Source organism: Chloroflexota bacterium, from assembly GCA_016887485.1.
In the GTDB taxonomy this organism is placed as follows: domain Bacteria; phylum Chloroflexota; class Anaerolineae; order Anaerolineales; family Anaerolineaceae; genus Brevifilum.
Window position 1 is genome coordinate 1,282,108 of the sequence record CP069394.1, and the last position, 26,134, is coordinate 1,308,241.

24 protein-coding genes and 2 tRNA genes are annotated in these 26,134 nt (G+C 49.4%); 12 read left to right on the forward strand and 14 right to left on the reverse strand.

The features are described from left to right. The first annotated feature begins 50 nt into the window (after nucleotides 1-50). From JR338_05780 to nrfB, 3 genes are all read left to right on the forward strand, one after another. Nucleotides 51-503: a DUF2975 domain-containing protein gene (locus JR338_05780; protein QRN84246.1), complete on the forward strand. Its 453-nt coding sequence runs from the start codon at nucleotides 51-53 to the stop codon at nucleotides 501-503. 11 nt (nucleotides 504-514) lie between these two features. After that, complete coding sequence (locus JR338_05785) at nucleotides 515-736, forward strand: helix-turn-helix transcriptional regulator (protein QRN84247.1); 222 nt, start codon at nucleotides 515-517, stop codon at nucleotides 734-736. A gap of 274 nt (nucleotides 737-1,010) precedes the next feature. Next, on the forward strand, nucleotides 1,011-3,086 hold the full coding sequence (gene nrfB / locus JR338_05790) for a phage adsorption protein NrfB (protein ID QRN84248.1): 2,076 nt from the start codon (nucleotides 1,011-1,013) through the stop codon (nucleotides 3,084-3,086). An 83-nt stretch (nucleotides 3,087-3,169) separates the two neighbouring features. On the opposite strand, the gene JR338_05795 is transcribed toward nrfB, so the two are convergent. The 4 genes from JR338_05795 to JR338_05810 all read right to left on the reverse strand — a co-directional run bounded on the left by JR338_05795 (nucleotide 3,170) and on the right by JR338_05810 (nucleotide 6,987). Further along, nucleotides 3,170-4,081, reverse strand: a complete 912-nt coding sequence (locus JR338_05795) for a hypothetical protein (GenBank protein QRN84249.1) — start codon at nucleotides 4,079-4,081, stop codon at nucleotides 3,170-3,172. A 246-nt stretch (nucleotides 4,082-4,327) separates the two neighbouring features. After that, nucleotides 4,328-5,947 carry a Na/Pi cotransporter family protein gene (locus tag JR338_05800; protein ID QRN84250.1) on the reverse strand — a complete coding sequence of 540 codons (1,620 nt, stop codon included), beginning with the start codon at nucleotides 5,945-5,947 and terminating at the stop codon, nucleotides 4,328-4,330. A gap of 277 nt (nucleotides 5,948-6,224) precedes the next feature. Beyond that, nucleotides 6,225-6,641: a hypothetical protein gene (locus JR338_05805; GenBank protein ID QRN84251.1), complete on the reverse strand. Its 417-nt coding sequence runs from the start codon at nucleotides 6,639-6,641 to the stop codon at nucleotides 6,225-6,227. A gap of 1 nt (nucleotide 6,642) precedes the next feature. Then, on the reverse strand, nucleotides 6,643-6,987 hold the full coding sequence (locus tag JR338_05810) for a hypothetical protein (protein ID QRN84252.1): 345 nt from the start codon (nucleotides 6,985-6,987) through the stop codon (nucleotides 6,643-6,645). A gap of 219 nt (nucleotides 6,988-7,206) precedes the next feature. Between JR338_05810 and JR338_05815 the strand changes: the two genes are divergently transcribed. Then, nucleotides 7,207-8,139 carry a patatin-like phospholipase family protein gene (locus JR338_05815; GenBank protein QRN84253.1) on the forward strand — a complete coding sequence of 311 codons (933 nt, stop codon included), beginning with the start codon at nucleotides 7,207-7,209 and terminating at the stop codon, nucleotides 8,137-8,139. Between the two features lie 25 nt (nucleotides 8,140-8,164). Here the strand turns inward: JR338_05815 and JR338_05820 are convergent, their stop codons facing one another. Next, a complete protein-coding gene (locus tag JR338_05820) occupies nucleotides 8,165-8,689 on the reverse strand; it encodes a DUF4184 family protein (protein ID QRN84254.1) in 525 nt (174 codons plus the stop codon). 257 nt (nucleotides 8,690-8,946) lie between these two features. On the opposite strand from JR338_05820, the gene JR338_05825 reads away from it, so the two are divergent. Continuing rightward, nucleotides 8,947-9,762: a DUF2202 domain-containing protein gene (locus JR338_05825; protein ID QRN84255.1), complete on the forward strand. Its 816-nt coding sequence runs from the start codon at nucleotides 8,947-8,949 to the stop codon at nucleotides 9,760-9,762. 360 nt (nucleotides 9,763-10,122) lie between these two features. On the opposite strand, the gene JR338_05830 is transcribed toward JR338_05825, so the two are convergent. Beyond that, nucleotides 10,123-10,209, reverse strand: a tRNA-Ser gene (locus JR338_05830). A gap of 169 nt (nucleotides 10,210-10,378) precedes the next feature. Between JR338_05830 and JR338_05835 the strand changes: the two genes are divergently transcribed. Continuing rightward, nucleotides 10,379-10,603 carry a hypothetical protein gene (locus tag JR338_05835; protein ID QRN84256.1) on the forward strand — a complete coding sequence of 75 codons (225 nt, stop codon included), beginning with the start codon at nucleotides 10,379-10,381 and terminating at the stop codon, nucleotides 10,601-10,603. 66 nt (nucleotides 10,604-10,669) lie between these two features. Here the strand turns inward: JR338_05835 and JR338_05840 are convergent, their stop codons facing one another. Then, complete coding sequence (locus JR338_05840; GenBank protein ID QRN84257.1) at nucleotides 10,670-11,701, reverse strand: hypothetical protein; 1,032 nt, start codon at nucleotides 11,699-11,701, stop codon at nucleotides 10,670-10,672. 163 nt (nucleotides 11,702-11,864) lie between these two features. Here JR338_05840 and JR338_05845 point away from each other — a divergent pair, with 163 nt between their 5' ends. Continuing rightward, complete coding sequence (locus tag JR338_05845; GenBank protein ID QRN84258.1) at nucleotides 11,865-15,437, forward strand: glycosyltransferase family 39 protein; 3,573 nt, start codon at nucleotides 11,865-11,867, stop codon at nucleotides 15,435-15,437. An 87-nt stretch (nucleotides 15,438-15,524) separates the two neighbouring features. On the opposite strand, the gene rplT is transcribed toward JR338_05845, so the two are convergent. The 5 genes from rplT to JR338_05870 form a co-directional block, all read right to left on the reverse strand. Beyond that, nucleotides 15,525-15,872, reverse strand: coding sequence for a 50S ribosomal protein L20 (gene rplT / locus JR338_05850; GenBank protein ID QRN84259.1), 348 nt, complete (start codon nucleotides 15,870-15,872; stop codon nucleotides 15,525-15,527). A 103-nt stretch (nucleotides 15,873-15,975) separates the two neighbouring features. Continuing rightward, entirely contained in the window at nucleotides 15,976-16,212 is a 237-nt protein-coding gene (locus JR338_05855; GenBank protein ID QRN84260.1) for a 50S ribosomal protein L35, read from the reverse strand. A 106-nt stretch (nucleotides 16,213-16,318) separates the two neighbouring features. After that, the gene (locus tag JR338_05860; GenBank protein QRN84372.1) at nucleotides 16,319-16,834 is read right to left on the reverse strand and encodes a translation initiation factor IF-3; all 516 of its coding nucleotides are present in this window, start codon (nucleotides 16,832-16,834) and stop codon (nucleotides 16,319-16,321) included. A gap of 231 nt (nucleotides 16,835-17,065) precedes the next feature. Further along, the gene (locus JR338_05865) at nucleotides 17,066-18,964 is read right to left on the reverse strand and encodes a threonine--tRNA ligase (protein ID QRN84261.1); all 1,899 of its coding nucleotides are present in this window, start codon (nucleotides 18,962-18,964) and stop codon (nucleotides 17,066-17,068) included. Between the two features lie 225 nt (nucleotides 18,965-19,189). Then, a tRNA-Val gene (locus JR338_05870) sits at nucleotides 19,190-19,263 on the reverse strand. A 415-nt stretch (nucleotides 19,264-19,678) separates the two neighbouring features. On the opposite strand from JR338_05870, the gene JR338_05875 reads away from it, so the two are divergent. Both JR338_05875 and JR338_05880 read left to right on the forward strand, forming a co-directional pair. After that, nucleotides 19,679-20,749 (forward strand): alanine--glyoxylate aminotransferase family protein, encoded by a 1,071-nt coding sequence (locus JR338_05875; GenBank protein ID QRN84262.1) that lies wholly within the window; start codon nucleotides 19,679-19,681, stop codon nucleotides 20,747-20,749. A gap of 82 nt (nucleotides 20,750-20,831) precedes the next feature. Beyond that, entirely contained in the window at nucleotides 20,832-22,076 is a 1,245-nt protein-coding gene (locus JR338_05880) for a class I SAM-dependent RNA methyltransferase (protein ID QRN84263.1), read from the forward strand. Nucleotides 22,077-22,096: 20 nt separating this feature from the next. Here the strand turns inward: JR338_05880 and JR338_05885 are convergent, their stop codons facing one another. Continuing rightward, on the reverse strand, nucleotides 22,097-22,963 hold the full coding sequence (locus JR338_05885; GenBank protein ID QRN84264.1) for an alpha/beta hydrolase: 867 nt from the start codon (nucleotides 22,961-22,963) through the stop codon (nucleotides 22,097-22,099). 10 nt (nucleotides 22,964-22,973) lie between these two features. Beyond that, the gene (locus JR338_05890; protein QRN84265.1) at nucleotides 22,974-23,432 is read right to left on the reverse strand and encodes a helix-turn-helix domain-containing protein; all 459 of its coding nucleotides are present in this window, start codon (nucleotides 23,430-23,432) and stop codon (nucleotides 22,974-22,976) included. 184 nt (nucleotides 23,433-23,616) lie between these two features. Between JR338_05890 and JR338_05895 the strand changes: the two genes are divergently transcribed. From JR338_05895 to JR338_05905, 3 genes are all read left to right on the forward strand, one after another. Then, entirely contained in the window at nucleotides 23,617-24,291 is a 675-nt protein-coding gene (locus JR338_05895; protein ID QRN84266.1) for a hypothetical protein, read from the forward strand. A 40-nt stretch (nucleotides 24,292-24,331) separates the two neighbouring features. Next, nucleotides 24,332-25,054 (forward strand): hypothetical protein, encoded by a 723-nt coding sequence (locus JR338_05900; GenBank protein QRN84267.1) that lies wholly within the window; start codon nucleotides 24,332-24,334, stop codon nucleotides 25,052-25,054. Nucleotides 25,055-25,210: 156 nt separating this feature from the next. Beyond that, the gene (locus tag JR338_05905) at nucleotides 25,211-26,050 is read left to right on the forward strand and encodes a pirin family protein (GenBank protein QRN84268.1); all 840 of its coding nucleotides are present in this window, start codon (nucleotides 25,211-25,213) and stop codon (nucleotides 26,048-26,050) included. The last annotated feature ends 84 nt before the right edge of the window (nucleotides 26,051-26,134 follow it).

Consider the following 26,134-nt stretch of genomic DNA (forward strand, 5'->3'; position numbering starts at 1 on the left):
TGCCAAAGCATCAAACCAAAAAGAATCCTTTGCGTTGGAGAGCAAACATCATGCTGCTCGGAATGGTGGTCGTGGTGGCCATAACACTCCTTGCGTCCTATTTCCTGATTGTGATCAGTCATGATGTCGCCAACTATGAAAGCTACCAATACCTCGCTTATATGCGGCTCCCCGTCTTGCTCCTTCTCGAAAGCATTGTTCTCCTCTTCCTGATCGCCTGCTTTCTCGCCTTTCCGGTCTTGATAGAGATATCTCAGGGAAAACCCTTCACAAGAAAATCAGTCCGTCTACTCCGAATCATGGCGATTTGTTTCCTCCTGATGATCGCCCCCCTGCTGGGTTTGGTGATCTACACCGAAAGCCAGGTGCCGGGATCCATTACCAACCTCTATGCCGTTTTGGGTATGGGAATCGCTTTTCTGGTCAGTAACATCTTCGGCTTACTGGCCTCGCTGATCGAAAAGGCCTCGGAGTTCGAAGAAGAAGTCAACCTGACGATCTAAGGAGAGAGACCATGCCGATTATTATCAACCTTGATGTTATGCTTGCCAAACGCAAGATGAGCCTGACTGAGCTGGCGGAATCTGTGGGGATCACCATAGGCAATTTGTCGGTTCTGAAAACCGGAAAAGCCAAAGCCGTTCGGTTTTCAACACTGGAAGCGATTTGCCAGACGCTTGATTGCCAACCAGGAGACATCCTCGAATTTCAATCCGATTCGGACCCAGACCAGTAAACTCAAAGTTTATTTCCAAGCGACATTTTAATATTCAATCCATTAAACTATGGCGACACGCGTAAACGTGTCGCTATTATTGTTCTCATATCTCTTACCCTCATCTTAAACTCACAATTGGTAAGATTTCAATGTGATTAATTCGGGGGCATTTATTTGCCTCTTTTTTGTGGATAGCCGGGTGGGTTAATTTCTCCCCATACTGCTCATTTGGCCAATACCCTTTACATTACGGTGAGTTATGGATGCAATTCTAAATTTCATGGTTAATTTGATGGTATCTCTATACCAACCAATGCACTTCCTGGCCGTGTTTGTTGGCGTCGTCTTCACTATCAGCGGTGTGATGGACCTCTATATTGATTTCACACACATCGCCTGGAAGATCCGCCGATTTATCAACCGCAAGGATATCAAGCCCCTGACCATTGAACGCCTGAAAGCTCGGGAACAACAGCGCATCGCCATTTTTATCGCTGCCTGGCACGAATCGGACGTAATTGCGAAGACTCTCACCAATGCCTGCCAAACTATTCACTATAACAACTACGACATTTTCGTTGGCACCTATCCCAACGATCCCGAGACCCAACGTGAGGTCGATAAGGTCGCCCGAGTCAACGACCGTGTCCATAAGGTCATCACGCCGGACCCCGGGCCAACCAACAAAGCCGCCAACCTTAACCATGTTTTCAATGCGATCCTGGATTACGAAACCAGGACATCTTCATATTTCGATATCATCCTGATGCATGACTCCGAGGATGTCATCCATCCCTATTCCCTGCTGGTCTATAACTACCTAATGCCTCGCAAGGACATGGTCCAGATCCCGGTCTTCCCGCTGCCACTGCCGTTAAATAAAGTGACCCATTGGACTTATGCGGATGAATTTGCCGAGAATCACACCAAGATCCTGCGGGTGCGTGAATTGAATGATGGCTTCGTGCCTTCCGCTGGTGTGGGCACAGGCTTCACCAAACGAGCCTTCCAGCAACTGGCCATTTCCACCCAGGAGATCTTTTCACCCAACACACTCACCGAAGACTACCAACTCGGTTTGCGGATGAACCTGCAAGGGATGAAAGCAGCCTTTGTCAATATCCGAGTCCCTCCTTCAGAAGAACACCCCACCGAGAAAGACCCAACCGAATGGGTTGCCACCCGTGCGCTCTTCCCGACGGATTTCAAACATGCCGTCAAACAGAAGACCCGCTGGAATATTGGCATCGTCCTGCAGGGCTGGGCCAATCTTGGTTGGAAAGGTTCTCTGGGCGTCAAATGGGACCTGCTGCAGGATCGCAAGGCCCTGATTTCAACACCGGTCAACTTCCTCGGCTATCTGATCTTTCTATATTTCCTGTTTTACCAGATCGTCCAATATTACTCAAGCTTAACGATGCCGGTGCTCATTCCGAATCCGTCCTTCTTATATATCCTTGTTCTGATTTCCACCGTCTTCATGGTCTGGCGTATGCTGAACCGGGCATTGGCAGTAAATAAAATTTATGGCTTCTGGCCGGCGGTCACCTCCGCTCCGCGATCCATCTGGGGCAATGTGATCAACTTCGCTGCGCTCACCCGGGCTGTATATCAGTATTTCGTCAATAAAGCTAGGAAACGCGAAGTCGCCTGGGACAAGACTGCCCATGAATTCCCATCCATCGTAGCGGATGAAGAGACGGTTGAGAAGACAAAGAAAAAGAAAACCCCAAACGATCTCTTCCACCTGCCCATTGACCTTCCCGAAAAAAATTTTATTCGGATGTTCTGTGACCGAATGGATGCGGAGGATAAATGGGGCAAGATCAAGCTGCTAGAAAGCATTCCCCATGAATATGGGAATCTACTCTTCCCATATTTCCACACCTACCTCTCAGATCCAGAATGGGAAGTCCGTGCAGCGACCTGCCGCAGCCTGAGCTTCCTGCGGTTACCCCAATCCATCCCCTACCTCAAAGCAGCCGCCAGCGACAAAGACTGGGTGGTTCGCAGCAATGCCGTCAGAGCGCTGGGTAAATTTAACGAGGACGGCGAATCTGCCCTACTGAGCCTTTTGGATATAGATGATAACTATGCCCGCGATGCCTCTCGGACCATTTTGGAGCAGCAGGGCTTCTTGGATAAACACCTTAACGCTCTGGATGGTGAAGATTTCAAAGCAAAGAGCCGTGCCCGTCACTTCTTTATTAAAATGGCTGAGCATGGCGGTTCACATATCGCCAAAGAAGTCGTAAAGAAATATCACCTGGAGGAAAGCCCCAACACCAAAATTCCTCAGATGATTGATACGGAGTTGAATGAATATACCGTCCCTGAACAGGCGCTGAGTGACCAGGAAAGTTCCTAAATCGAAGTCCAGTTATTAATGTAAAAAACGAGCTTATAGTGAGGGAGACACTATAGGCTCGTTTCCTATGTACGATATACTACTTAGTTGCAATCGCTGTAATCAAGAATGAAATATTCATCTCCATCCCAACCCTGATAAAGAACAACAATACCTTCAAGCTCAAAATATAAAGTCATTGTCTGGCCAGGGCCGATACTGGAGATCAATTGTCCCAAGGGGGAGAATTTCAATGTATGGGTATTGCCGTTTCCATCCATGTATCTGCTGATTGCCCACTCACTCTCAGGGAGATACCCATCCAGCTTATCGGTGTTCTCAACTTCAACTTGCGCATAAAAGCGACCGGAGTTATCCGTCATGCATTTCCCAGTGAATTCAGCTTTGAGAGCATCATCCTGCATAGGAATCGAATCACCCTTAAGCTGTTTGATAGTTTTTATGGGTTGTTTCCCATAATACATCTCCCCACCCTCATATGTTGAATCAGTCAAGTCAATATTGGTATAAACATGGAAACTACCGCTATCAATCCCTTCATGACCATCTGCAAAGAGGATCTCAATTGGCGTCGCTGCCTCAGCAAATTGATACTCTAATTTGATATAGGTATCATTTTGGCCAAAAGCGTAGAGTTTGAAACCTGGTGGGAATCTTGTAAAATCATCCAAAGGGATCTTGTAGTCCGAAGCGATGCTATACAAGCCACCAATTTCGACATCCACCGGATATTCCTTACCTTCCTTGGTTACCAAAACTGGGTCTTGCTGGATTAAATACTCCCATAAACCATCAGCCTGGACTTTACTATCATTTAATAGCCCGATGTACGTCTCACCAGCCATCCAACCATTTCCAATGGATTCGTACGTCGTATGAACATTGACAAATCGTAGATCGCCTTCTGTCTTTACTTGTTGAGCCTTTGCACATCCTGTCACCAACAAAATAATCAAAAGTGTGAATAAGACGATAGTTCGTTTATGTTTCTCCATAGTCTCCTCGATGCGTTAATAAGGTTCAATATTTTCATATTTATACCACCCATTCCCCCGTACTCATAAAAAAAAGCATAAGATTTTCCTAATTTCAGACAAATCGACTGCTCGTATCCTGATAATCTCCCCGAACCGAAACCTCTCCACTCCCCATTTCATTAAATAAAATACAGATGCGAATGGCTGTTTCATCATTCACATCTGTATAGATGGACTATCCTACTCATTAGTAAAATACTATTTTCATACTTGTTTTGCTGGATTATTTCTTAATACACTGATTCCAATATTGTCGGCATGGTCACTGATCCGCTCCAGCAACCGCAACACCTCAGTAAACATCACATCCGCTCTGGCCTTACAAGTTCCCATTTCCAAACGGTCAATATGACGCTGTCGGGCTACCAAATAAGCGGTGTCAAATTCGCTCTCCACCTCACACACCTTTTTTGCCAGGTCATGATCTTTTGTCTCAAGCGCCTGCAAGGACATTCGATAAGTTGAGAGCGAATCATGCCAAAGTGACTCGAAATCCTGAATGGCAATATCAGTAAAAGGGACTTCATTCAATGCTCGATCCTGAGCAAACTGAGCAATATCTTCCGCCATATCTCCAACCCGCTCAATATCGGTCAGCAGGTTCTTGACCTGAAAGCTTCTGCGCTGTTGAGCATGGCTCAGGTCAGATTGCATTAAAGTGGTCACAAAGGTATCAAGCTCATTAGTTACAGGATCAACGAAAGAATCTTCTAATTTCAGCACCTGATCAGCAAGATCCATATCCTTCTGAAGCAGAGCTTTGCAACTTTTCTCAACCATATCAGCCGTAATTTTGCCCAGGTGGACCAATTCCTTTAATGCTTCATTGATGGCAACAGACGGAACAGCCAGCTGCCCCTCATCAATAAAGGTCGTCAGCTTCTGCTTTTCTTGTTCCGGCTTGAGCGGTGACACCTTCTCAACAAATTTCGCTATCGGCTTTACAAAGGGGAACATCACAGCACTGACAACGATATTGAAAATCGTATGCGCATTCGCAATTTGCCTCGATAAAATCAGAGAGGTACCTTCCACCAGGGCTGTGAACGGTGTTATGAACGGGAGAAAGACCAAAACACCGACGATATTAATCACAATTTGGGCAAGTGACGCCTGACGTGCGGTGGGCGACAAACGTAAAGAAGCTAATAATCCGGTAATGCAGGTGCCAATATTCGCGCCAAGGATGATCCCGATAGCGCCTTGCAGAGTAATCACCTGGCTTAGCCCCATCGCGATCACCAGGCTTGTAACAGCAGAGCTGCTTTGAGTGACGGCAGTTAGCACAACGCCGGACAATATACCAATCCAGGTGTACTCTCCCATCAACAGCAGGATATCCGCTACCCAGGGAATGACAACCAGGGCGTCCAAAGCACTGGCCATTGTTTCCATGCCAATGAAGATGATCCCCATCCCCATGAAAATCTCACCAAACTTTTTCCAGTCTCGTTTTGGGAAAAACTCTATGAAAGCGAGACCGAGAATGACCAAAACCAAGCGGTAATCCCCGACATTAAAAGAAACGAGCTGGGCAGTCATGGTTGTGCCAATTTCCTGACCCAGCATCACCCCGATGGCTTGTTCAACGGACATTAGGTTGGCGTTAATCAAACCAATCATTGTGACCATTAACAAACTACTGCTCTGAACAAGAGCAGTAGCGATGGCACCAAAGAGGGCGCTCTTAAATCGATTGTTGGTGACTTTTTCCAGCCAAACCTGAATCTGATCCCCAGCCAGTTTCTCGATACCGGAACTCAGCAGCTTGATCCCATATAGAAACAGTGCCATCCCACCCAGGATTTGGATTAATCCAGCCATTAACGCTCCTTATGCTCTCTTGCAAAAAAAAGCAAACCGCCCTCTTTCATGTTGGTCTGCAAAATTTAATTCTATGAATTTTCACCAAGGAAAATCACATATGATGTAATTCACTTCTTTTATACCATAGATAACCGAAGCGTTCATAACATTTTTATGAAAAAGCAGATCAATTCTTCAGCTATCAATAAGTATCAATTTAAAAAGATCAGAATTCAAATTCTGTTATTTTTTCCCAGGAAAATTGCCTAAAAAGTATTTCCTATCATTCATTTTCTTAATCCGTGAAATTTGGCTGTGGTGCTGCACCTTTCATGATTTCGAATACCTGAGTTTCCGGCGAGTTCATATACAGGATATACCGACCGTCAATCCGTGTGCCCAACAATACCAAAGGCGTGACCCCTTCCTCATGCTGCCCTTTCACAGAGTAGGTCACAGCACCGCCGCCCGGGCAGTCATGGAAGTAGATCGTCCCGGTGACCGCCCCGCTGTCATCCTCTTTCAGGTCCACTCCCCACCGATAAGGTTCATCCTCATTTTCCTCGCAGGCAACTTTACTATGCCATTGCCCGGTATAATCACTCGCCAACGGTGAGACCCCGGTGATAAACCTCATTAGGTCATTGCAAAAACAAGCTTGAAAGAGCAGAAAAGCCAAACAAGCCAATAGCACGATCAGAAATTTCTTCAAGTCAGCCCTTCCTTTCCAGCTGCATCCCCCATAACAACAACAAACTACTTAACAATGCGCCCCCGGCAGGGATCATCGCGATGATGCGATTGCCACCTGCCGTTAACAAAGCGAAAATCGCGAATAGCAGCCCCGAAACCAACATCATCCACGCGCCGATCTTGACTTTGAACCAGGCGAAAATCGCACTAACCGTCGTAAGAATTGCTAACGCAACGATTCCTATATCCTCAAACGTGAATGGGTTTGAATTGTTTTCAAAAATGCCGCCAACAGAAAATGCCAAAAAAATTCCTGCGACAATGGATGCGATAATCAACCCAAGAATTCTCGGAACCTTTTTCATCTTTGCCTCCTAACTGGAACACTCCAAATCTCGGCTATATTCTTATTTCATCACATTGGATTTTTTTCGGATCTCTACTTTCGATTAACTTCATTATATAAAAAACAGGATTTGAATCGCAAGCCCCGCCTTCGCCAGGACTGCCAGATAATTCCGTTGGCCCTCATCTTGCAACATGATTTACAGCAAGGTTTAACTGTTGAAAAATCAGGAGCAAGCATGATTCCTTTTCGTAAAAATGTTGCCATAGCCATCGATGGCGGCGGACTTCGGGGTGCAATCGTCACGCAGGCACTTGCCGTGTTGGAAGATTACCTGCGTAAACCGCTGCATGAAATCTTCCGTCTGGCTGTCGGCACGTCCACAGGTTCGATCATCTCCGCAGGGATCGGCGCCGGACTGTCCGGGCGCCAAATGACCCGCCTCTATCGGGAAATTGGATCATCTGTATTCCCCAGCACCTGGCGCAAATGGTTCTTCCCCCTCACCCGTTACCGTTACCCAGCCCGGCCGCTCAGCCATGCACTGATAGAGCATTTCGGCTCGATGAAAATGTCCGAATTCTGGGTTGCCCCCAAACCACTTGATGTGGTGATCACGTCCTATGACCTGGCGGAAAACCGAACCCGTTTCATCAAACCCTGGAAAGAAGAATACAAAAATTGGTCTGTCAGCAAGGCCGTCCGGGCTTCCTGTACGGTGCCAACCTACTTCCCCGTGGTCGAAAACCGTTTCATTGATGGCGGCGTGGGTGCCTACAGCAATCCCTGTTATGTGGCGGCCTATGAAGCGCAGGAATGCCTAAATTGGGACCCGAGCGAGACCACCCTGATCAGCATCGGCACCGGCCGCTCACCTTATGCCTATGACGGGCGTAGAATTGCCAAGTTTCATTCCTGGGACTGGATCGGCAAAGCAACCGACATCTTCCTGCAATCCGCCTATGACCAGCAAGTGCATCTGGTGGAGACGCATTTCAAGGAACTGGATTTCCGTCGGTTCCAGATTGATCTGCAGGAAGAAATAAAAATGGATGACACCACACAGATGGATAAGCTGGTAGCGTATGGCGCGGCTCTGGGCAGGATGATCATCAATGACCAGGTGGACCCCATTCAGGGAATTAATTTAAAGGAAAGCCTCGGCAGTTAATTTCAACCCCGAGGCTCGAATGGACTTAGGATGCGTCAGGCGTTTTTCCCTGGCGCATTTTTCTTTTACGGATGATGAACAGAATAACCCATAGAACGCTCCCTATTAAGCCGCTCAGCAGGCAAAAACCATACATTTCAAGGGATGAAACACCTATCCGTAAGGGATTACCTGCCATGAAAGGCCAAAAGAAGTCCATATCCGGATAGATCAACGCGTCCAGTAGAACATGACTGGGGGTGCCGAAATAGGCACTGATGAACACGACCTTCCATGAAAGCACCCCACTCTTGAGATACTTCCAGTTCACAATCTTCCCGGCCAGTTCAAGCAGATACCTACCGCTGACAGCTGCGACCAGCCCCAGCACAATCGCACCTATAAAGGTATGCGTAATGCCGTGGGTACGTCCGTGATGCGTAAGGATCACGATCAGCGGCTGGATATCCATCACAACCTGCGCCCAGGCGAAGATCATGAGGTGAAATTTTTTATTCGAGACAGCTTTGACTGGAGCGGCAATTCCCAAGTGAATGGGTGTGAACGGCATGAGTTCTCTGGCTCCTTTTGAATCTGAAATTTTCCCGCTAGAATCCGATGCTTCCAGAAATAATCAAACCCCGCACAAGAGATTATAACAAACTTCAACCTATGGAAAACATTCAGGATAATTATTATCCAAATTCCATCCCCTTTTCATAATTCCTACACATTTTCTTCACAACCCATCCTTATACTAATTACAGCTTGAACGAATAAAACAAAACATCCGCTGAAGCGGATTTACTGAAATAACAAGGAGTTAAGATGAACAACAAAAAGCCAACCACATTGAAAATTTTAGGCCTGGCCGCACTGATCAGCCTTGCCTTGACGGCCTGCTCCACGGCCATCCCCACCAGCAAACCAGTTTCCGCTGAACCTGTCGCCGTTGAAGAGACATTTGCAATTAACGATGACACTGCCACCGACACAGAAACCGTCGCAGGTGTTGAACCCTCAACCGAAGACGATCCAACCGTGGTCGTCGCCAGCGCCGCCGCCAGCACCCTGCATGCCAGTGGGCTGACCGAAGCTGAAGTCGAAGGTCTGCTGTATATGCGTGAAGAGGAAAAACTGGCTCATGATGTCTACGTCACCCTCTACGGAATCTGGGGTACGCCTGTTTTCCAGAACATCGCCAACAGCGAACAGACCCACACCGAAGCGGTCAAGAACCTTCTGGATATTTACGGCCTGGAAGACCCAGCCATCAGCTCCCCCGTTGGCGTCTTCGTCAACCCTGACCTGCAAGCCCTCTATGACCAGTTGGTTGACCTTGGCAGCAAATCCCAGGCTGATGCCCTCAAGGTCGGCGCTGCCATCGAGGAAATTGATATCCTTGACCTGCAGGCCAATCTGGAGATCGTGACCGCTGCGGATGTCCGCCAGGTCTATGAGAACCTCCTGTTTGGCTCAGAGAACCACCTGCGGGCTTTCACCTCCGTGCTGGCCCAGCAGACCGGTGAGATCTACGAACCGCAATACATGGACCAGACTGCCTATGACGCCATCGTGGCGGAAAGCATCCAGTCCGGTGCCGGCCTCAGCCAGGGTGGACGTGGTGGCGGCCGAAGGCCGTAACAAAACATTTCAATAAAAATTACAAAACAAAAAACCACCCACAATAACGAGTGGTTTTTCTATGGAGCGGAGAGGGTGGGATTCGAACCTGAAATACCTCGCGGAGTAGTCCATCAATATTTAACCAAAAACCACCTACTGGTGCAGGTGGTTTTTCTATGGAGCGGAGAGGGTGGGCTTCGATCCTGAAACACCTCGCGGAGTAGTCCGTCAATATTTAACTAAAAAACCACCTGCATTCACAGGTGGTTTCTTTATGGAGCGGAGAGGGTGGGCTTCGATCCTGAAATACCTCGCGGAGTAGTCCGTCAATATTTAACTAAAAAACCACCTGCATTTACAGGTGGTTTCTTTATGGAGCGGAGAGGGTGGGATTCGAACCCACGGTACCTCGCGGTACACACGCACTCCAAGCGCGCGCATTAGGCCGGACTATGCTACCTCTCCATAGTCGCTCTAACAACAGAGCGACCGCTATTATACCAGATATGCGAAAATGTGTTAATCCCAATTCGGGAAATTCATTAGCATTAATTTACATCTACCTTTTTCCTAAAGCCCTTCAGTGGTTGAAACTTTTTACCCAAAACCCCGTATATTGTTAATGGAGGTATAAATGACTGAAGATAAAAAACACGTTCCCCTGCTTCTCTATCCCTTCTACCTGATTTGGCGTCTGGTGGTCTGGATCATCAAACTGACAGGTCGACTGGTTGGCGCGATCCTTGGCCTGGTGTTGCTCATCGTCGGGATCGTCGTCTCATTGACGATTGTCGGCGCGGTCGTTGGAGTCCCCCTGGCCATGTTTGGCTTCCTGCTGATCATGCGCAGCTTGTTCTAATAGAACTTAAATTATAAAGAGGTGTGATACTCACACCTCTATTTTGATTCCCTGTCATTTTTTTGCTTACGGAATGGACCAGGTCAAATAATCCAGGTTCAGGCTTTCACCGCTGGCACTGTCCAACATGAGCCGGCCATACAGGTCGCCTGAGGTCTGATAACAGATATAAGTCCCCTCTGGCACAACCTCAAATCCAATCGCATTACCCGTCAGGGTCATCGTGCTGCAATCGCCAAAGCCAGGCGCTTCCAAGCCAAAGACGGCCCAGACCGCCCCGTTCTTTGCCGTTAACAGGTATTGCGGTTCACCGCCAAAAGCATAACTCAGGTCAACAATCGCCCCATTGCCCGGATTTACCGTAGCGGCATCCAGGTCAAACTGATCGCTGTTCTGCAGGGTGATGCTCCCCTCCTGATAAGCCACAGGTGTGACTGTGGTTGTCGGGGTAATGGTCGGCGTGCTGGTCACCAAATCGGAAACCTCGATCCGAACCCAAAACGGCGCATCCCCATTCGGACCAATCCCAAATAAACGCCCTTCCGGATCACTGATCATCCAGTTACTCTGATAGCTCCCGACCTTGTTGGGCGCCACCATATCCACAGTCACGTCAATCGCCTGTCCCGGTGCCACCTCATCCGCCAGCGCATGGCTCTGATAGGCGCTCAGGCTGTTACCGGAGAAAAAGACAATCGTGTAGGCTCTGGACCAGGTACACGTACCGACATTCTCCAGCCGCCAGGTCTTCGAGAAATTCTCGCCCGGTGCCAGGATCGTGTCATCCGGGATGGTAATATCAAAGGGATGTCCGGCTGCCGCCTGATTGCAGGCGGCTGCACTGGTTGGGGTCTGGATGGCCCCCCGGGTGCGGTCAATGGTCGGCTCCGGAGTCCAACTGCTAATCGGGGTCAGGGTTGGGGCTGGGAGGGCTGTTTTCGTCTGCGCAGCGTCCTGCGTGGTCAGGTAAACGGCGGTTTGAAGCAATTCAGTGGCATCCGGCACCACAACTTCGGTTTCCGCGTCTGGCTGCCGGCAGGCGGAGACCGTTGCCAGCAGTATTATGGCTAAAAGAATACTTAAATTTCGTTTTTTCATTCGTTCTAAATTCTACCTTATTCATTCCAATTCAAAGCGCACAATTATAATACAATTGAGATGACTTGTCAGGAATTGTAGATTAAAGTATAGTTCTAAAATCATAAGGGAAAATACGTATTCCATATTAAATGAAATAATCACCAAACCAGAAGAAAAAAATATGATGACTTCAAACACGAAAATTAATGCCTGGTTGGATCGGCCGGTTTTCTCATTTTGGCCGCGTTTCACAATTTACCACCTGATCGTTGCCCTGATCCTGATCACCACCGTCCTCAGCCGCTTCATCATGCTGGGTGACAGGACCATGAGCCACGACGAGACGAACCATGTGGTCCCCGCTTATGACTTCTATCAGGGCAACGGATACCTTTATGACCCAGTGACGCATGGTCCGCTGCAATTCCATCTACTCGCGCTATCCTACACGCTCTTTAGCGACAGTGACTTTTCAGCGCGGGTGCCGGATGCCGTTTTTGGCATCGCGGTGGTGGTGTTTGCAATATTTGCCTTCAAGCGCTATATTGGCCGGCTGGGTGGTCTAATTGCCGGTTTTCTCTTCACTATTTCACCCTACATTTCATATTATAGCCGCTATACCCGCAATGAGATTTATATCGTCTTTTGGGGCATGGCGCTGCTTTGGGGCATCCTGCGATACCTTGAACTGGGGAAAAAGCGGACGCTGATCTTCATCACGATCATCACCGCCCTGCATTTTACCGATAAAGCGACATCTTACATCTTCACCGCTGAACTGCTGATCTTCCTGGCGCTGGTTTTCGTCATCAGGCTCCTCTCAAAAGCCTGGAAGAAGGACCTCTTCAAGCTGTTATTTATCATCGCAGTTGGGCTCACCATAGTGTTCGGCCTGCTAGCCTTTGGGTTCGGATACACAGCCCTCTCCAACACCACTGACACTGACAGCGACATTGGCGTCTTGCTCAATGCGATCTCATTAACAACCCGAATTGAGATCGGCGTGTTTGGGGTACTGGCAATCGTCAGTCTGGTTGGCGCGGGGATCTTCCTGGTCAAAGGCCTCGGTTGGAAGGGTATCCGGGATGAGCGCACATTTGACCTGCTCATCCTGCAGGGGACCTTCGTACTGCCGCTGCTGGCCGCCCTCCCGATGGCGATCATCGGTCTCAACCCGCTGGACTATTCCAATCCCGGCATCCTCAACGCCCTTATGTTCCTGGTGCCGCTCTTCATCATTTCTGTGTTAATCGGCATTTGGTGGAACGGGAAAATCTGGCTGATCAACACCGGTATCTTCTGGGCTATTTTCATTTTGTTCTATACCACCCTGTTCACCCAGGGTGTCGGCTTCGCCAAGGGCTTGATGGGCGCGCTGGGCTACTGGCTGGCCCAACAAGGCGTCACCAGAGGCGGACAACCTAAATACTATTACGCCCTGATTCAAATTCCAATCTATGAATTCCTGCCAGCCTTTGGAACGATCATGGCCGCTATCATGGGCGCTTCTCTGAGCATCAAATCCCTGTTGAAGGGTAAAAAGGACCAAGAGGCGGATAGTGAGCCATTGGAATTTGAGACCGAGGTTGAAGAACCGGTCATTTCGGAAGAGCCTTTCCCAACCAAAGAAGAAAAGAGACAGTCCCGCCTGGTGGATAATGAGGGTGAGGAACGCAAACCACCCGTTTTGGCTTTATTGCTCTATTGGTCGGTGATGAGCCTGCTCGCTTTCAGCTTTGCCGGCGAAAGAATGCCCTGGCTGACTACCCATATCACCATGCCGATGATCCTGGCTTCAGGCTGGAGCTTCAGCCACTTGCTGGAGTCCTTCGAGTGGGACAAGTTCAAACGCTATCGCGGCTGGCTGGTCCTGCTGGCAGGAACGGTCTTCCTCCTGACCCTTTTCCAGACCTTCGGCAGCCTGCTGGGCGCCACGCCACCCTTCCAGGGCAACACCCTGACCGAACTCCAGGCAACCAGCACCTTCCTGATGGCAAGCGTTGGCATGATCGCCTCTGCTGTAGGCTTGGGCTTCCTTCTGAAAGACTGGAAGTTCAACCAGCTTGCTAAACTGGGGCTGATCATATTCGTCGGGATCCTTTCCATAATAACCATCCGCACTGCCTATCGGGCCAACTTCATCCTCTACAATACCGCTGAGGAATATCTGGTCTATGCCCATTCCACAGCCGACCCGAAGGAGGCCCTTGCCCAAATTGATGAGATCAGCAACCGGCTGACAGGCGGCAAGAACCTCGAAGTGGCCTATGACAATGACCTGCTCTATCCCTATTGGTGGTATTTCCGCGACTGGCCCAATAAACGCTATTACGCCGAGACGCCAACCAAGGATTTGCGTAACGCCCCGATCATCCTGGTCGGCTCGGATAACTACGGCAAGATTGAAGCCGTTGTCCAGGATAATTACGTTCAATATGATTACTTCCGCCTTTGGTGGCCGATGCAGGATTATTACAACCTGACCGTCAAAAGGGTCTGGAATGCCTTCACCGACCCACAAATGCGTTCTGCACTGTGGCAGATCTGGCTGAACAGGGATTATACGGAATATGCCGCCCTAAAGGGCAGTACATCCCTGACCCCCGAAACCTGGCAGCCCTCCGCTGGTTTCCGAATGTATATCCGCAAGGACGTTGTCTCGGAAATCTGGGAATACGGTGCAGCACCGGTCACCCTGGAGCCCTCCGTGGATCCCTATGAAGCGGGCACGATCACCCTGGATGCCGGCATGATCATCACTGGCAATGCGGATTATGCCCTTGATACCCCTCGTGACATCGCCTTTGCAGAAGACGGCACCTTCTATGTGACCGATTCCGCTAACAACCAGATCCTCCATCTTGACCAGGAAGGCAACCTGATCGATTCCTGGGGGAGCTTCGGCGCCAGCGATTTCAACCTGAATATTGCAGCCCCCGCTGGGACCTTTAGTGAGCCCTGGGGCATTGCAGTTGGCCCCGATGGTTCTGTTTATGTAGCAGATACCTGGAACCACCGAATCCAGAAATTCACCGCTGACGGCGAATTTATCACCATGTGGGGAGATTTCGGCGCAGCTGAAACCCTCTATTCCTTCTGGGGCCCCCGCGGCGTGGCTGTGGACGATGAAGGACGTGTTTTCATCACGGATACCGGCAATAAGCGGGTCGTGATTTTCGATAGTAATGGAAACGCCCTGACCTCCTTCGGCGGCGCCGGGCTGGAAGTCGGCCAGTTTGATGAACCGGTCGGTATTGATGTTGACGATCAGGGACGGGTCTATATCGCCGATACATGGAATGACCGCATACAGGTGATGATCCCGGATGGCGATTCACTCACCTATTCAACTAATATCGAATGGGAGATTGAAGGCTGGTACGGGGATTCGTTGGATAACAAACCCTTCCTGACGGTGGATAAGGACTACAACGTCTACGTCTCCGATCCCATCCTGGGACGTGTCCTCGAATTCACCGGGGACGGCACCTTCCTGCGGACCTGGGGCACCTATGGCATTGCAGCCTCCGAGATCGGCGTGGCTGGCGGCCTGGCTGTGGACCCTGAGGGCCGGGTGTGGGTGGCAGATTCACTCAACAGCCGCCTGATGATCTTCACCCTGCCGGAATTACCCATTGTGGATGAAACCAATGTGGACACCGAGACTGAGGAAGGCCAAAATCTCGACAATCCCTTTGGAGAAGAAACCCAGGTTGAAGAAGAAACCCAGGTGGATGTCGAACCGACCAATTGACCGGCATTCATCATCCCAAGAATGAACTAACAAAAAACTGCCTCTCAATGAGAGGCAGTTTTCATATTCAGTCAAACAGTCAAGTCTCTATTTAATCGCTTTTTCAACGACTGCAGAGAATGCTTCCGGTTCCCGGACAGCTAGGTCAGCCAGCATCTTGCGATTGAGGTTGATATTGGCTTCCCTCATGCCGTGGATCAGCTTGCTGTAGGTTGTGCCATTCAGACGAGCTGCCGCATTGATACGGGCAATCCACAGTTTGCGCAGGTCCCGTTTGCGATTCCGGCGGTCGCGATAAGCATACCATTGACTCTTGAGGTATTGCTCATTTGCCCGGCGGAAGAGCTTGCTCTTGGTGCCGTAATAGCCCTTGTTGAGCTTTAAGATTTTTTTGTGCCGCCTGTACCCAGACGGGCCACCTTTCACACGTGCCATTTTTCATCACTCCTTTGCGAACCCCTGGGCGTCGGCGGCGACTTTCCAGCCACCCGTTGCGTACACCCAACAGCCGCAACCATAAAAATTAGTTCAACAATACTTAGTCTTTTTTGCCCATATAAGGTGCGAGACGACGGACGTTCTTCTTCAGACTGCGGGTCTTGACCGGCAGCATCTTCTCAAACATCATCTTAGTTCGATCAGATGTCCGACGACGAAGGTGTCCTTTACCGATCTTGGTGCGCATAATCACGCCTGAACCGGTCATCTTGAATCGTTTCGAAGTCGCCTTATGGGTCTTCATCTTGAACTTGCCATCTTTTTGCTTGCGTGGCATCTTATAAAACTCCTCTCAAGAAAATCCTACGGCACAGGCTTGCAAGGCCGTAGGGCTTTTGATTGACTGAATATTTGATCGTTCTTCCGGTCAGAATATCGTTCAGTTACTTTTTCGGTGCGAGCATCATGAACATGGTTCGGCCTTCCAATTTGGGGGCCTGTTCGACGTCCGATACATCCGCCAACTGCTCTGCAATCTCTCTCAGATCTTCCAGGGCAAGTTCCGGGTAAGTGATCTCCCGGCCACGGAAGCGGATCGTGACACGAACCTTCATCCCATGTTGAAGCCACCCGCGGGCATCTCGTACTTTAAAGCCCTTATGGTGGTCGGTTGTCTTTGGGCGCAGTTGAATCTCTTTAATCTCAATCTTGGTCTGCGCTTTCCGTGCTTCACGTTCCTTCTTTTCTTTCTCATAAAGGAACTTACCAAAGTTCATGATCCTTGCGACAGGTGGGTCGGCGTTTGGGGCCACCTCAACCAGGTCAAGCTCTGCAGCTTCCGCCTTGGTCAGGGCATCCCGTAAACTCACAACACCAACATTGTCACCATTCTCATCGATCAAGCGAACTTTTGTGGCACGGATCTGTTTATTGATTCGATATTCGTCTTTGTTACTTATAGCGAACTCTCTCCTTCTGACACGATCAGTCTACTTAACACAAATAGCATTCCCGAATTGGGAACGAGTTATATCTTACCATACCAGCGGGTGAATCGTCAACCGGTGAACACCGAAAAGCAGCCCATTCACCCTCAAATCCAGGCCTTTTTCACCTAGATTCTCTTACAAGTCATCCAAGCGGAGAGATGCCCCAACAGGCATCTCCCTGGTGGTAAAAATCGTTAAAAATTAGCCTTCCACCTTATTGGCGACATCTTCCAGTGCCAGGGCTTTGAAAGCGGCGACATCCATCGCGCCCAGCCGTTCCCGGCTTCGGCGGCGGACATCCACCTTTCCTTCTTCCATCTCGCGGTCGCCCACGATGAGCATGAAGGGCACTTTTTCCTTCTCGGCGTCCCGGATCTTAGCGTTCATCCGGTCACTGCGGTCATCCACATGAACCCGCAATCCGGCCTTTTTAAGATCAGTAGCGACTTCATAGGCAAAGTCATTATGCCGGTCGGCGATCGGAATGAGTTCCACTTGAATAGGTGACAACCAGACCGGGAATGCGCCGCCGTAATGCTCGATAAGGATACCGAAGAAGCGTTCAACGCTGCCCATCAGGGCCCGGTGGATCATGTAGGGTCGGTGGGGTTGACCGTCTTCGTCAATATAGGACATATCGAAACGTTCCGGTTCGTTGAAATCGAACTGGATCGTTGAGAGCTGCCATTCACGTCCCAGTGCGTCATTGATCTTGAGGTCAATCTTGGGCCCATAGAATGCGCCGCCGCCCTCATCCACGTCATAAGGCAGGCCGGAGCGTTTCAACGAGGCTTCCAGAGCTTCCTGGGCATCTTCCCACATCTTGACATCACCAACCGATTTCTCGGGGCGGGTGCTCAGATAAGCCTTGATGTCATTAAAGCCAAAGGAACGCAGAATGTGCAAGCTGAAGGAAAGCACGAAATCGATTTCCTCGGGCATCTGGCTTGGTGCCACGAAGTGATGGGCGTCATCCTGTGTAAAGCCGCGCACCCGCATCAGGCCGTGCATCACGCCGCTGCGTTCATAGCGATAAACCGTCCCCTTTTCCGCATAGCGCAATGGCAGGTCACGGTAGGAGCGAATGCCGGATTTATAAATTTCGATGTGGAACGGGCAGTTCATCGGCTTGAGGAAGTACTTCTGGTTTTCAATCTCAATCGGTGAATACATATTCTCAGCATAGAAGCCCAGGTGCCCGCTCGTTTCCCAAAGCTGCGCCTTACCGATATGTGGCGTGTAGACAAAGTCATAACCGTGGCTCAGGTGCTCATCTTCCCAGAACCGTTCGGCAAGATGGCGGATCATGGCCCCTTTCGGATGCCAGAGGATCAGCCCTGCACCAACTTCATCGCTGACGCTATAGAGGTCCAGCTCACGCCCCAGCTTCCGGTGGTCACGTTTCTTGGCCTCTTCCAGCCGCCAGAGATATTGCTTCAAGTCTTTCGGTGAAAGCCAGGCCGTGCCATAGATGCGCTGAAGCATGGGATTTTTCTCATCACCGCGCCAATAAGCGCCGGCCACATTCATCAATTTGATGGACTTCGGGTTGATTTTACCGGTGCTCTCCAAATGGGGGCCGCGGCAGAGATCAACAAATGTATCGTCCTTATAGATCGAAATGATCTGAGGTTCGTCGCTCGGGTTGCCGTGTTCATCCTCGCCGCCCTTTTCCAGCCCTTCAATCAGCTCCAGCTTATAGGGCTGGTCGGCAAAGATCTCACGAGCCTGGTCAGCGGACACCTCTTCGCGGACGAAGGGGCTGTCATTTTTGATGATCTCACGCATCCGCTCCTCGATCTCTTCGAGGTCTTCGGGGGTCAGTGGCCGGGGCAGGTCAAAGTCATAATAGAACCCATCCTCAATCGGTGGGCCAATGGCGACCTTGCCCTTGGGGAATTTTTCCAAAACGGCCTGGGCCATAACATGCGCTGCGGAGTGTCGAACTTTATATAATTTTGATTCTTCGTACTTTTCATTTTCAGCCATCTTATCCTCCTTCGGATAATTTCTTTTGAGCGGCAGCCATTCCGAATGACGGCCGGAAGTGTGTTGAGCAGATTTTAAACAAAAAACCCTCGCCCACTGGGGCGAGAGCATTCTCACGCGGTTCCACCCAGATTAGCCTGGACCTTACGGTCAGGGCCATCTCTTGGCGCTGCTAACGGGGCGAACCGATCACCATACTCAGCTTTCGCTTTTCCGGATCATGCCACCGGGGGGTTTTCACCGGCTCAATCCTGGGAAGGCTTTCAGCCTCTGACCTTCCCTCTCTTTTGGTTGGGCACCGGTTAATCGTCCCGGTCTTTGCATTTTTTTATTCAGTGGGTGGTATAGGGCTCGAACCTACGACCTCCGCGATGTCAACGCGACGCTCTAACCAACTGAGCTAACCACCCGCAAGTCACTGCATTATACAGTGTGAAGAAAGAAAAATCAAGGGAAAAGGCTGATAAAAAATAAGTTATCTTCAAAATCTAAAAGGGATTGGAGTATTACAGATATCGAAGGATAATAATGCATTAATCCAGCACTCATTAACAAAATTATAAACCTATGGGAAACAACTTTATGATGAGGGGTAAAAAAAGTCAAATATGGACAAATTTATATTGATATTGCAGATTTCGGAAATACATTATTGAATTTCAATCCAGATTTGAAATATGGAGATGAAATTTATTCAACACAAATGTGATCATTCACTTAAAAACCCCCAATGGGTTGCATAATTATCCTTGTCAGACAACACGCCCCATGTTACGATTAAACTAGTTTTGGAAACCACCTCACCCATAGCATAAGGAGCTATCTATGTCTCGTATGTTTGTTCCGGGTCCAGTTGATGTCGATCCTGATGTCCTCGAAGCCCAGGCCAAGCCTATGATCCCTCACCGATCAAAGGAATTTGATGAATTCTTTCGTGGGACAGAAGCTAAACTGAAAAAAGTCTTTCTGACAGAAACACGTGTCTTCCAACCCCCAGCCACCGGCTCTGGGATGCAGGAAGCCGGGATCCGCAACCTGGTCCAAAAAGATGTCCTCTCATGCGTCAACGGCGCTTTTTCCGAACGCTGGTATAAAGTTGCCGTCAGCAATGGCAAACAGGCCGACCGCCTGGAAGCCACCTGGGGCCAGGCGATCCTCCCCGACCAAATGGCGGATGCCCTCAAGAAGAAACACTACGAAGCGGTCACCATCGTTCACAATGAAACCTCAACCGGTGTCGAGAATCCCTTGAAAGAACTCGCCCAGGTTATCCATGAGATCAGCCCCGACACGCTGATCCTGGTGGATGCCGTTTCCTCCATGGGCGGCGTCAAGGTCGAAACCGATGCCTGGGGACTGGATTTCGTGCTAACCTCCTCCCAGAAATGCTTCGCCATGCCGCCAGGGATGTCTTTTGCCGCCGTTTCGGACCGTGCGCTCAAGAAAGCCGAAACTGTTGACAACCGCGGCTGGTATTTCGACCTGCTGCTGTTGGAAAAACACCGCGTTAAGAATTCCACGCCCATGACCCCTTCAATTTCACTGATTTGGGCTTTGGACGCCGAATTGAACAAAATGATGGCAGAAGGTTTGGAAAATCGCTACGCCCGGCACATCGCCATGGCCGAACGGGTGCAGAAATGGGCCGAAGAGCACGGCATGCCGCCGCTGGCCGACAAAGCCTACCGCTCCAAGACCGTGTCCTGCATCCAGAATCTGCCTGGGATCGATTTTGCCGACTTCAACGCCTACCTGATGACCAAGGATATGCGCATGGCCAATGGTTACGGCGATCTGAAGAACAAGACCTTCCGCATCGCTCACATGGGCCAGACCCAAATGCACCACATTGACGAACTGCTGGATGCCTTTGAGACCTATCTAAAAGAAATGTAGCCTGACCACCACAGTTGAAACCATGCCCGGCCAGCCCAATCGTGTTGACCGGGCATTCTAATTTCAGTAAGGATTGATGAACATGGCAGAGACCTATCAAGTGACAATGGAAAAACTGGTCTATGGCGGCGATTGTATGGGCCACCTGCCCGATGGGCGCGCAGTCTTCGTGCCTTTTGTCCTGCCAGGTGAACTGGTCTCAGTGGAGATCGTGGAGGATAAGAAGCGCTTCGCCAAAGGGCGGGCGGTGAGCATTGTCACACCTTCTCCTGACCGGATCGACCCCCGCTGCCCACATTTTGGGATCTGCGGCGGCTGCCAATATCAATATCTTGACTATACGAAGCAGCTGGAGGCCAAACAGGCGGTCATGCTTGACCAGCTTCAGCGCATCGCTAAAATCGAGAATCCACCCCTCCAGCCGATTGTGCCCTCCCCTTCGCCCTGGAATTATCGCAATTACGTGCAGTTCCACCTTGGCCAGAAAGGTGAACTGGGGTACATCGCCGCAGATGGCGAACACCTGCTGCCGATCTCAGAATGCCACCTCCCCCTGGATGGGATTGGAACCCTCTGGCCGCAGCTCGAACTCGGTGAAGAATCGGGCGTTTTCCGGCTGGGCATGCGTCAGGATTCCTATGAAGAGATCATGCTGATTATGGAAGGTGAAGACCCCAAGCCGCCCGAGTTCAGCGAAGATATCCCCGTCTCGGCCGTTTACACCCCACCCGATTCCCGGCTGACCGTCCTGGCAGGTGAAGATCACCTGGTGTTCACGCTGCTGGACCGCAATTTCCAGGTCTCAGCCCGTTCCTTCTTCCAGGTCAACACCCCCATTGCCGAGAAAATGATCCAGCACGTCCTGGATAACCTGGACTTCTCCAGCGAGCCTAACGCCGTGGAACTTTATGCCGGCGCAGGTTTGTTCAGCGCCTTCTTGGCTCCCCGTGTGGGGCAATTAACTGCCGTGGAAAGCGCTGGTTCCTCCTGTCATGACTTCGCTGTGAATCTGGATGAATTTGACAATGTGGCGCTCTACGAAGCCGAAGCGGAAGAAGTCATCCCCGCCCTGGAAGGGCCCGTGGATATCCTGGTGATGGATCCACCCCGGTCAGGGCTGGCCCCCGAAGTACATGATGCCCTCGGCAAGCTCCTCCCCCGCCAGATCGCCTATATCTCCTGTGACCCCGCCACTCTGGCCCGTGACCTCAAGAAGATCCTGCAAAAAGGTTACGAGCTGATCTCCATCACACCTTTCGATCAGTTCCCCCAGACCGGGCATATCGAGAGCGTCTCAATCCTGGTGCTGGCCGGTACCCCAGAATAATCCATTCCGAAGTTTTTCGCCTATCCCTGCAAAAATGGGATTACATAATCAAGGACATTGTAAATCACATGTCCGGTGTTTTCGACCACCACAACCTTGGATTGAGGCAATAAGTGGTTGAGCCGCTTTACGCACTTCGGTACATTCGTCAGCTGGTCATCCTCGCCCGCAATATAGAGCAGGGGCATATTTATCCTGGCCATCTCAGAATCACTCAAAACAGGTACTTCACCGGTGTAAGGACTATAGTTAGCTGAGATAACTTGAATATAGTCTAGGACGGCCTGGGGGATTTCGTCCTCGCCATACACCATGCGGGTAATTGCCTCCCCGCCTTTTCTCCCACGCAAGCTGAACAATATCAATTGAAGGATAAAAGCTAGCCGGACAGGGGCTATGCCGGAGGGGGCCAATAGAACCAGCTTTTCAACCTTTTCAGGGTAGACCGACGCGAATTTCAAGCCCATCCAGCCACCCAGTGAATTGCCCATGATTGAGGCATTCTCAATCCCCAGGCTGTCAAATATCGCCCTGACCCACTCAGCATAGGCCTCCGTCTTCATATCCAGACGGGTCTCCGCACTGTGGCCGGCATCCCCGATCAGGTCCACGGCATAGATATGGAAATCCTTAGCCAGTTTCTCGATATCGGCAAACCAGGCCGCGCTGTTACTGGAAGACCCATGAAAGAGGAAGAGCGGCGGTAGACCTTCCGCACCGGATTCCAGAATATAGGTTGAGCCAAAAGGCGTGTCGATATATTGCTCTCGATATTCAAAATTGAAGTGTGCCAACAACTGATCGTAGAAACTCAGAATCAATTGACGGCCCTCATCGGATTTAAAAATCGGAATCGGTGTTTGGGTGGACTTTCTATTCTTCGCCATGTCTTCTCCCTTAATTCAAATCAATGTCAGAAATAAAATGTAATATGCGCTCAACTAAAGCCGGACTTCCCCAAAGCATGATGCGGATCTTCTTCTCCGGATCAATATACTGGGATGAAAAAGATTTGTATCCATATTCCGGCGACTGGGAATTCAGAGATGCCGACATCCAATTGACAACCTGAACGGCTTCGGCGGAATTCTTGACGGGGATATCAATCACCGCCGAGACAGTGATCTCGTTCCTGGCCGCCCCAACAATCGCTTGCAGCCCTGGCGTAGCTTCTGTCACCGAAGTGCCGTTCTGATCTTCTTCGAGGAACACACTCAGGTCATGGCCTGACACCCGCCAGGCTTTCCCGACTTTTTGGGCATTCAGCCGCCCCTCGCGGATATACCGCTGGATCGTCTTTGGATGGAGGTTGATGATCTCAGCAATCTGCTCCACCGTGTAGTATTTCTCAACCATATTACTCCTTATTATTACTTATTATTACTCAATGGAAGCTATTATAAGTAATAATTAGGAATTAAGCAAGGGTAAAAAGACATTATTTACTCAATTGGATCCAAAAAATGAATTGGCGGTTTACGCTACTCCCCCTTTGATATAATGGAGTTTAAACAACACCCTGAACGACGGGGAGAATAAATTGAAGAAAATTCCTTTCGTGATCGCAGCTATCCTCATAGGATTCCTACTATTTATAGTGGTAACGGTGAAACACGACGCCACATTATTTGAATCACCTTATACAGTGAAGATCATTGTATATAATCATCCTCGGAATATGTACTATAGCCTGCGCTCAGGAAATGAAGGTGAAGGATCTTATTCAACGAGAGTATTAGAAGGATACTTAATTTATAGATTTTCAGATTTATCAAACGATGACGAAATAAAAATTCAGGTCGTGGGTGGAGGAACTGCCCTCACATTTTCAATTGAACCGCCAAGCAAGCCAGGGAACTTCTTCTACACATTGAATCTTAAGACACGTGAAATCAAAGAAGGAAGAGAGCCTATACGGTCAATTCTGATAGCAGCTTTCCGAGTGGGCTTTATTTCCTTACTAGAAGCTCTCATACTCTGGTCCGTTGATTTAGAGCACACAAGAGGTTGGAAAATACTACTCTGGATCACTGCGATATCCCAGATTATCTTAAACTTCTTTATCGATTCCAATGCCCGTATTTCTGCAGAGGGTGCGTTTCTTGTAACAATCCTATCAATTTATATTTTGATCATATTTGATTTGATCGTCATACCTCTCTTTCTTAAAAAAGAGCAGGATAAGCAAGATGAAGTATTGATAATAAATCCATGAATGAAGATCAGACAACAACCTGAACTATGGGAGGAACGAAATGAAGAAATGGCCCTATATCTTCACAATCCTGTTTCTCTGTTCATTGCCATGCATTCTGGTAATGACATTTGGTGTCGCCGATAACATGAAACACTTTGTCGACTATACTATGACCTTCGTCATACCCTTTCCCCCTTCGAAAGTGAGGATGACAACAAATACGCCTGAGAAGCGAGGCGGATATTTTTCAAGATACTTCTGTGAGGGATACAATACCTTTTACTTCGATGAACTCTCAGAAGATGCTGAGTTAACCTTCAGTGTTAGCTCGGAAAAATCATCCTTCGAATTTACACTTGAAAAACCGAGCCAACTCGGTGAGACTCTTTACACAATAGATTTATCCAATCAACAAGTCTATGAAGGGTATTACCCATATCGGACCGTTATCCTGGTTGCCATCCGGGTGGGCATTTTCATGGCCCTTGAAGCGATTTTGCTTTGGATAATTGGTTTTAAACAAAAGAGGAATTGGGTCATAATATTGGGGTTAACCTTAATCTCTCAGACCCTTTTCAATTACCTCCAAGGTAATCCAATGATAGAAGACTTTTACGAGTTTTTGTTCATGACAATACGGGGATTGATTATCCTGGCTTCTATTGAGACCATCACATTCTTTTTCGTGGTCACTGATGAGGGTAATAATCGAAGAATAAAGTTGTTTCTGTTTTCAAACCTGTTAAGAGTCATTATTACCGCATTAATGATTTTCGGATAGCGTTATTATTGTCCGATCCGTTACCTTGGCCCATTCTTCATTACTTTTCCCCTTAATTTAGCGCATAATTAGATCATCGAAAACGCCATGCTTTCGATACTTCAAATTATTGGTAGAACAAAACACCTCTTATTCGGTTGAAAAAGGAAGGTCGCTATGGAAAGAAAAATCAAAGAACGGATCACCGGCTATCGGACTCAGGACGGCGCGGGCGTCAGCCTGGTGCGTGTCCTGGGGAACCAGACCGCCCTGGCATTTGACCCCATCCTGCTGCTGGACTCCTTTGATAGCACCAACCCTGAGGAATACATCGCAGGTTTCCCCCTTCATCCTCACCGGGGCATCGAAACGATCAGCCTGATCGTTTGGGGCAACATGGTTCACAAGGACAGCCTCGGCAATTCAGATGCCATCTCGGATGGTGAGGTGCAGTGGATGACGGCAGGCTCCGGCATCCTGCACGAAGAACGGCTCCCCGCCTCGGAAAGGATGCTGGGTGTGCAGCTTTGGCTGAACATGCCCAGGGAGCATAAAATGGCACCCCCGGAATATCGCAGCATCCATGCCGATGAAATCGAGGCTATTCCAATCGAAGGCGGCATTCTGCGACTGGTCTCTGGCCATTATCAAGGTCACCAGGGGCATACGGGAAAGTATCTCCCCCTGAATTATTACGATATCCGTCTCGAACTGCACCAGAAATTGGTGATCGACACCGACGAGGACAAATCCGTCATGGTCTTCACCCTGCTGGGTGAAGCGAAAATCGCAGGTGAATTGGTTAGCGAAAAGACTGCGGTCAAGCTGACCCCCGGTGATAGCCTTACGGTCGAATCCCTGAATGAGGATATCATCCTCCTGTTCATCAGCTCAGATAAACTGGATGAGCCAATTGCCTGGGGCGGACCAATTGTGATGAACACCCGGGAAGAGCTGGAAACGGCCTTCATGGAATATCGCAATGGCAGCTTCATCAAAGAAGTGATTGATTATTAGCTCAAGAGCGCTTGGTTCTATCTGAGGAAATAAATAAAGCTGACATGGATTAACATGTCAGCTTTTTGATTCTAAATGATCTGT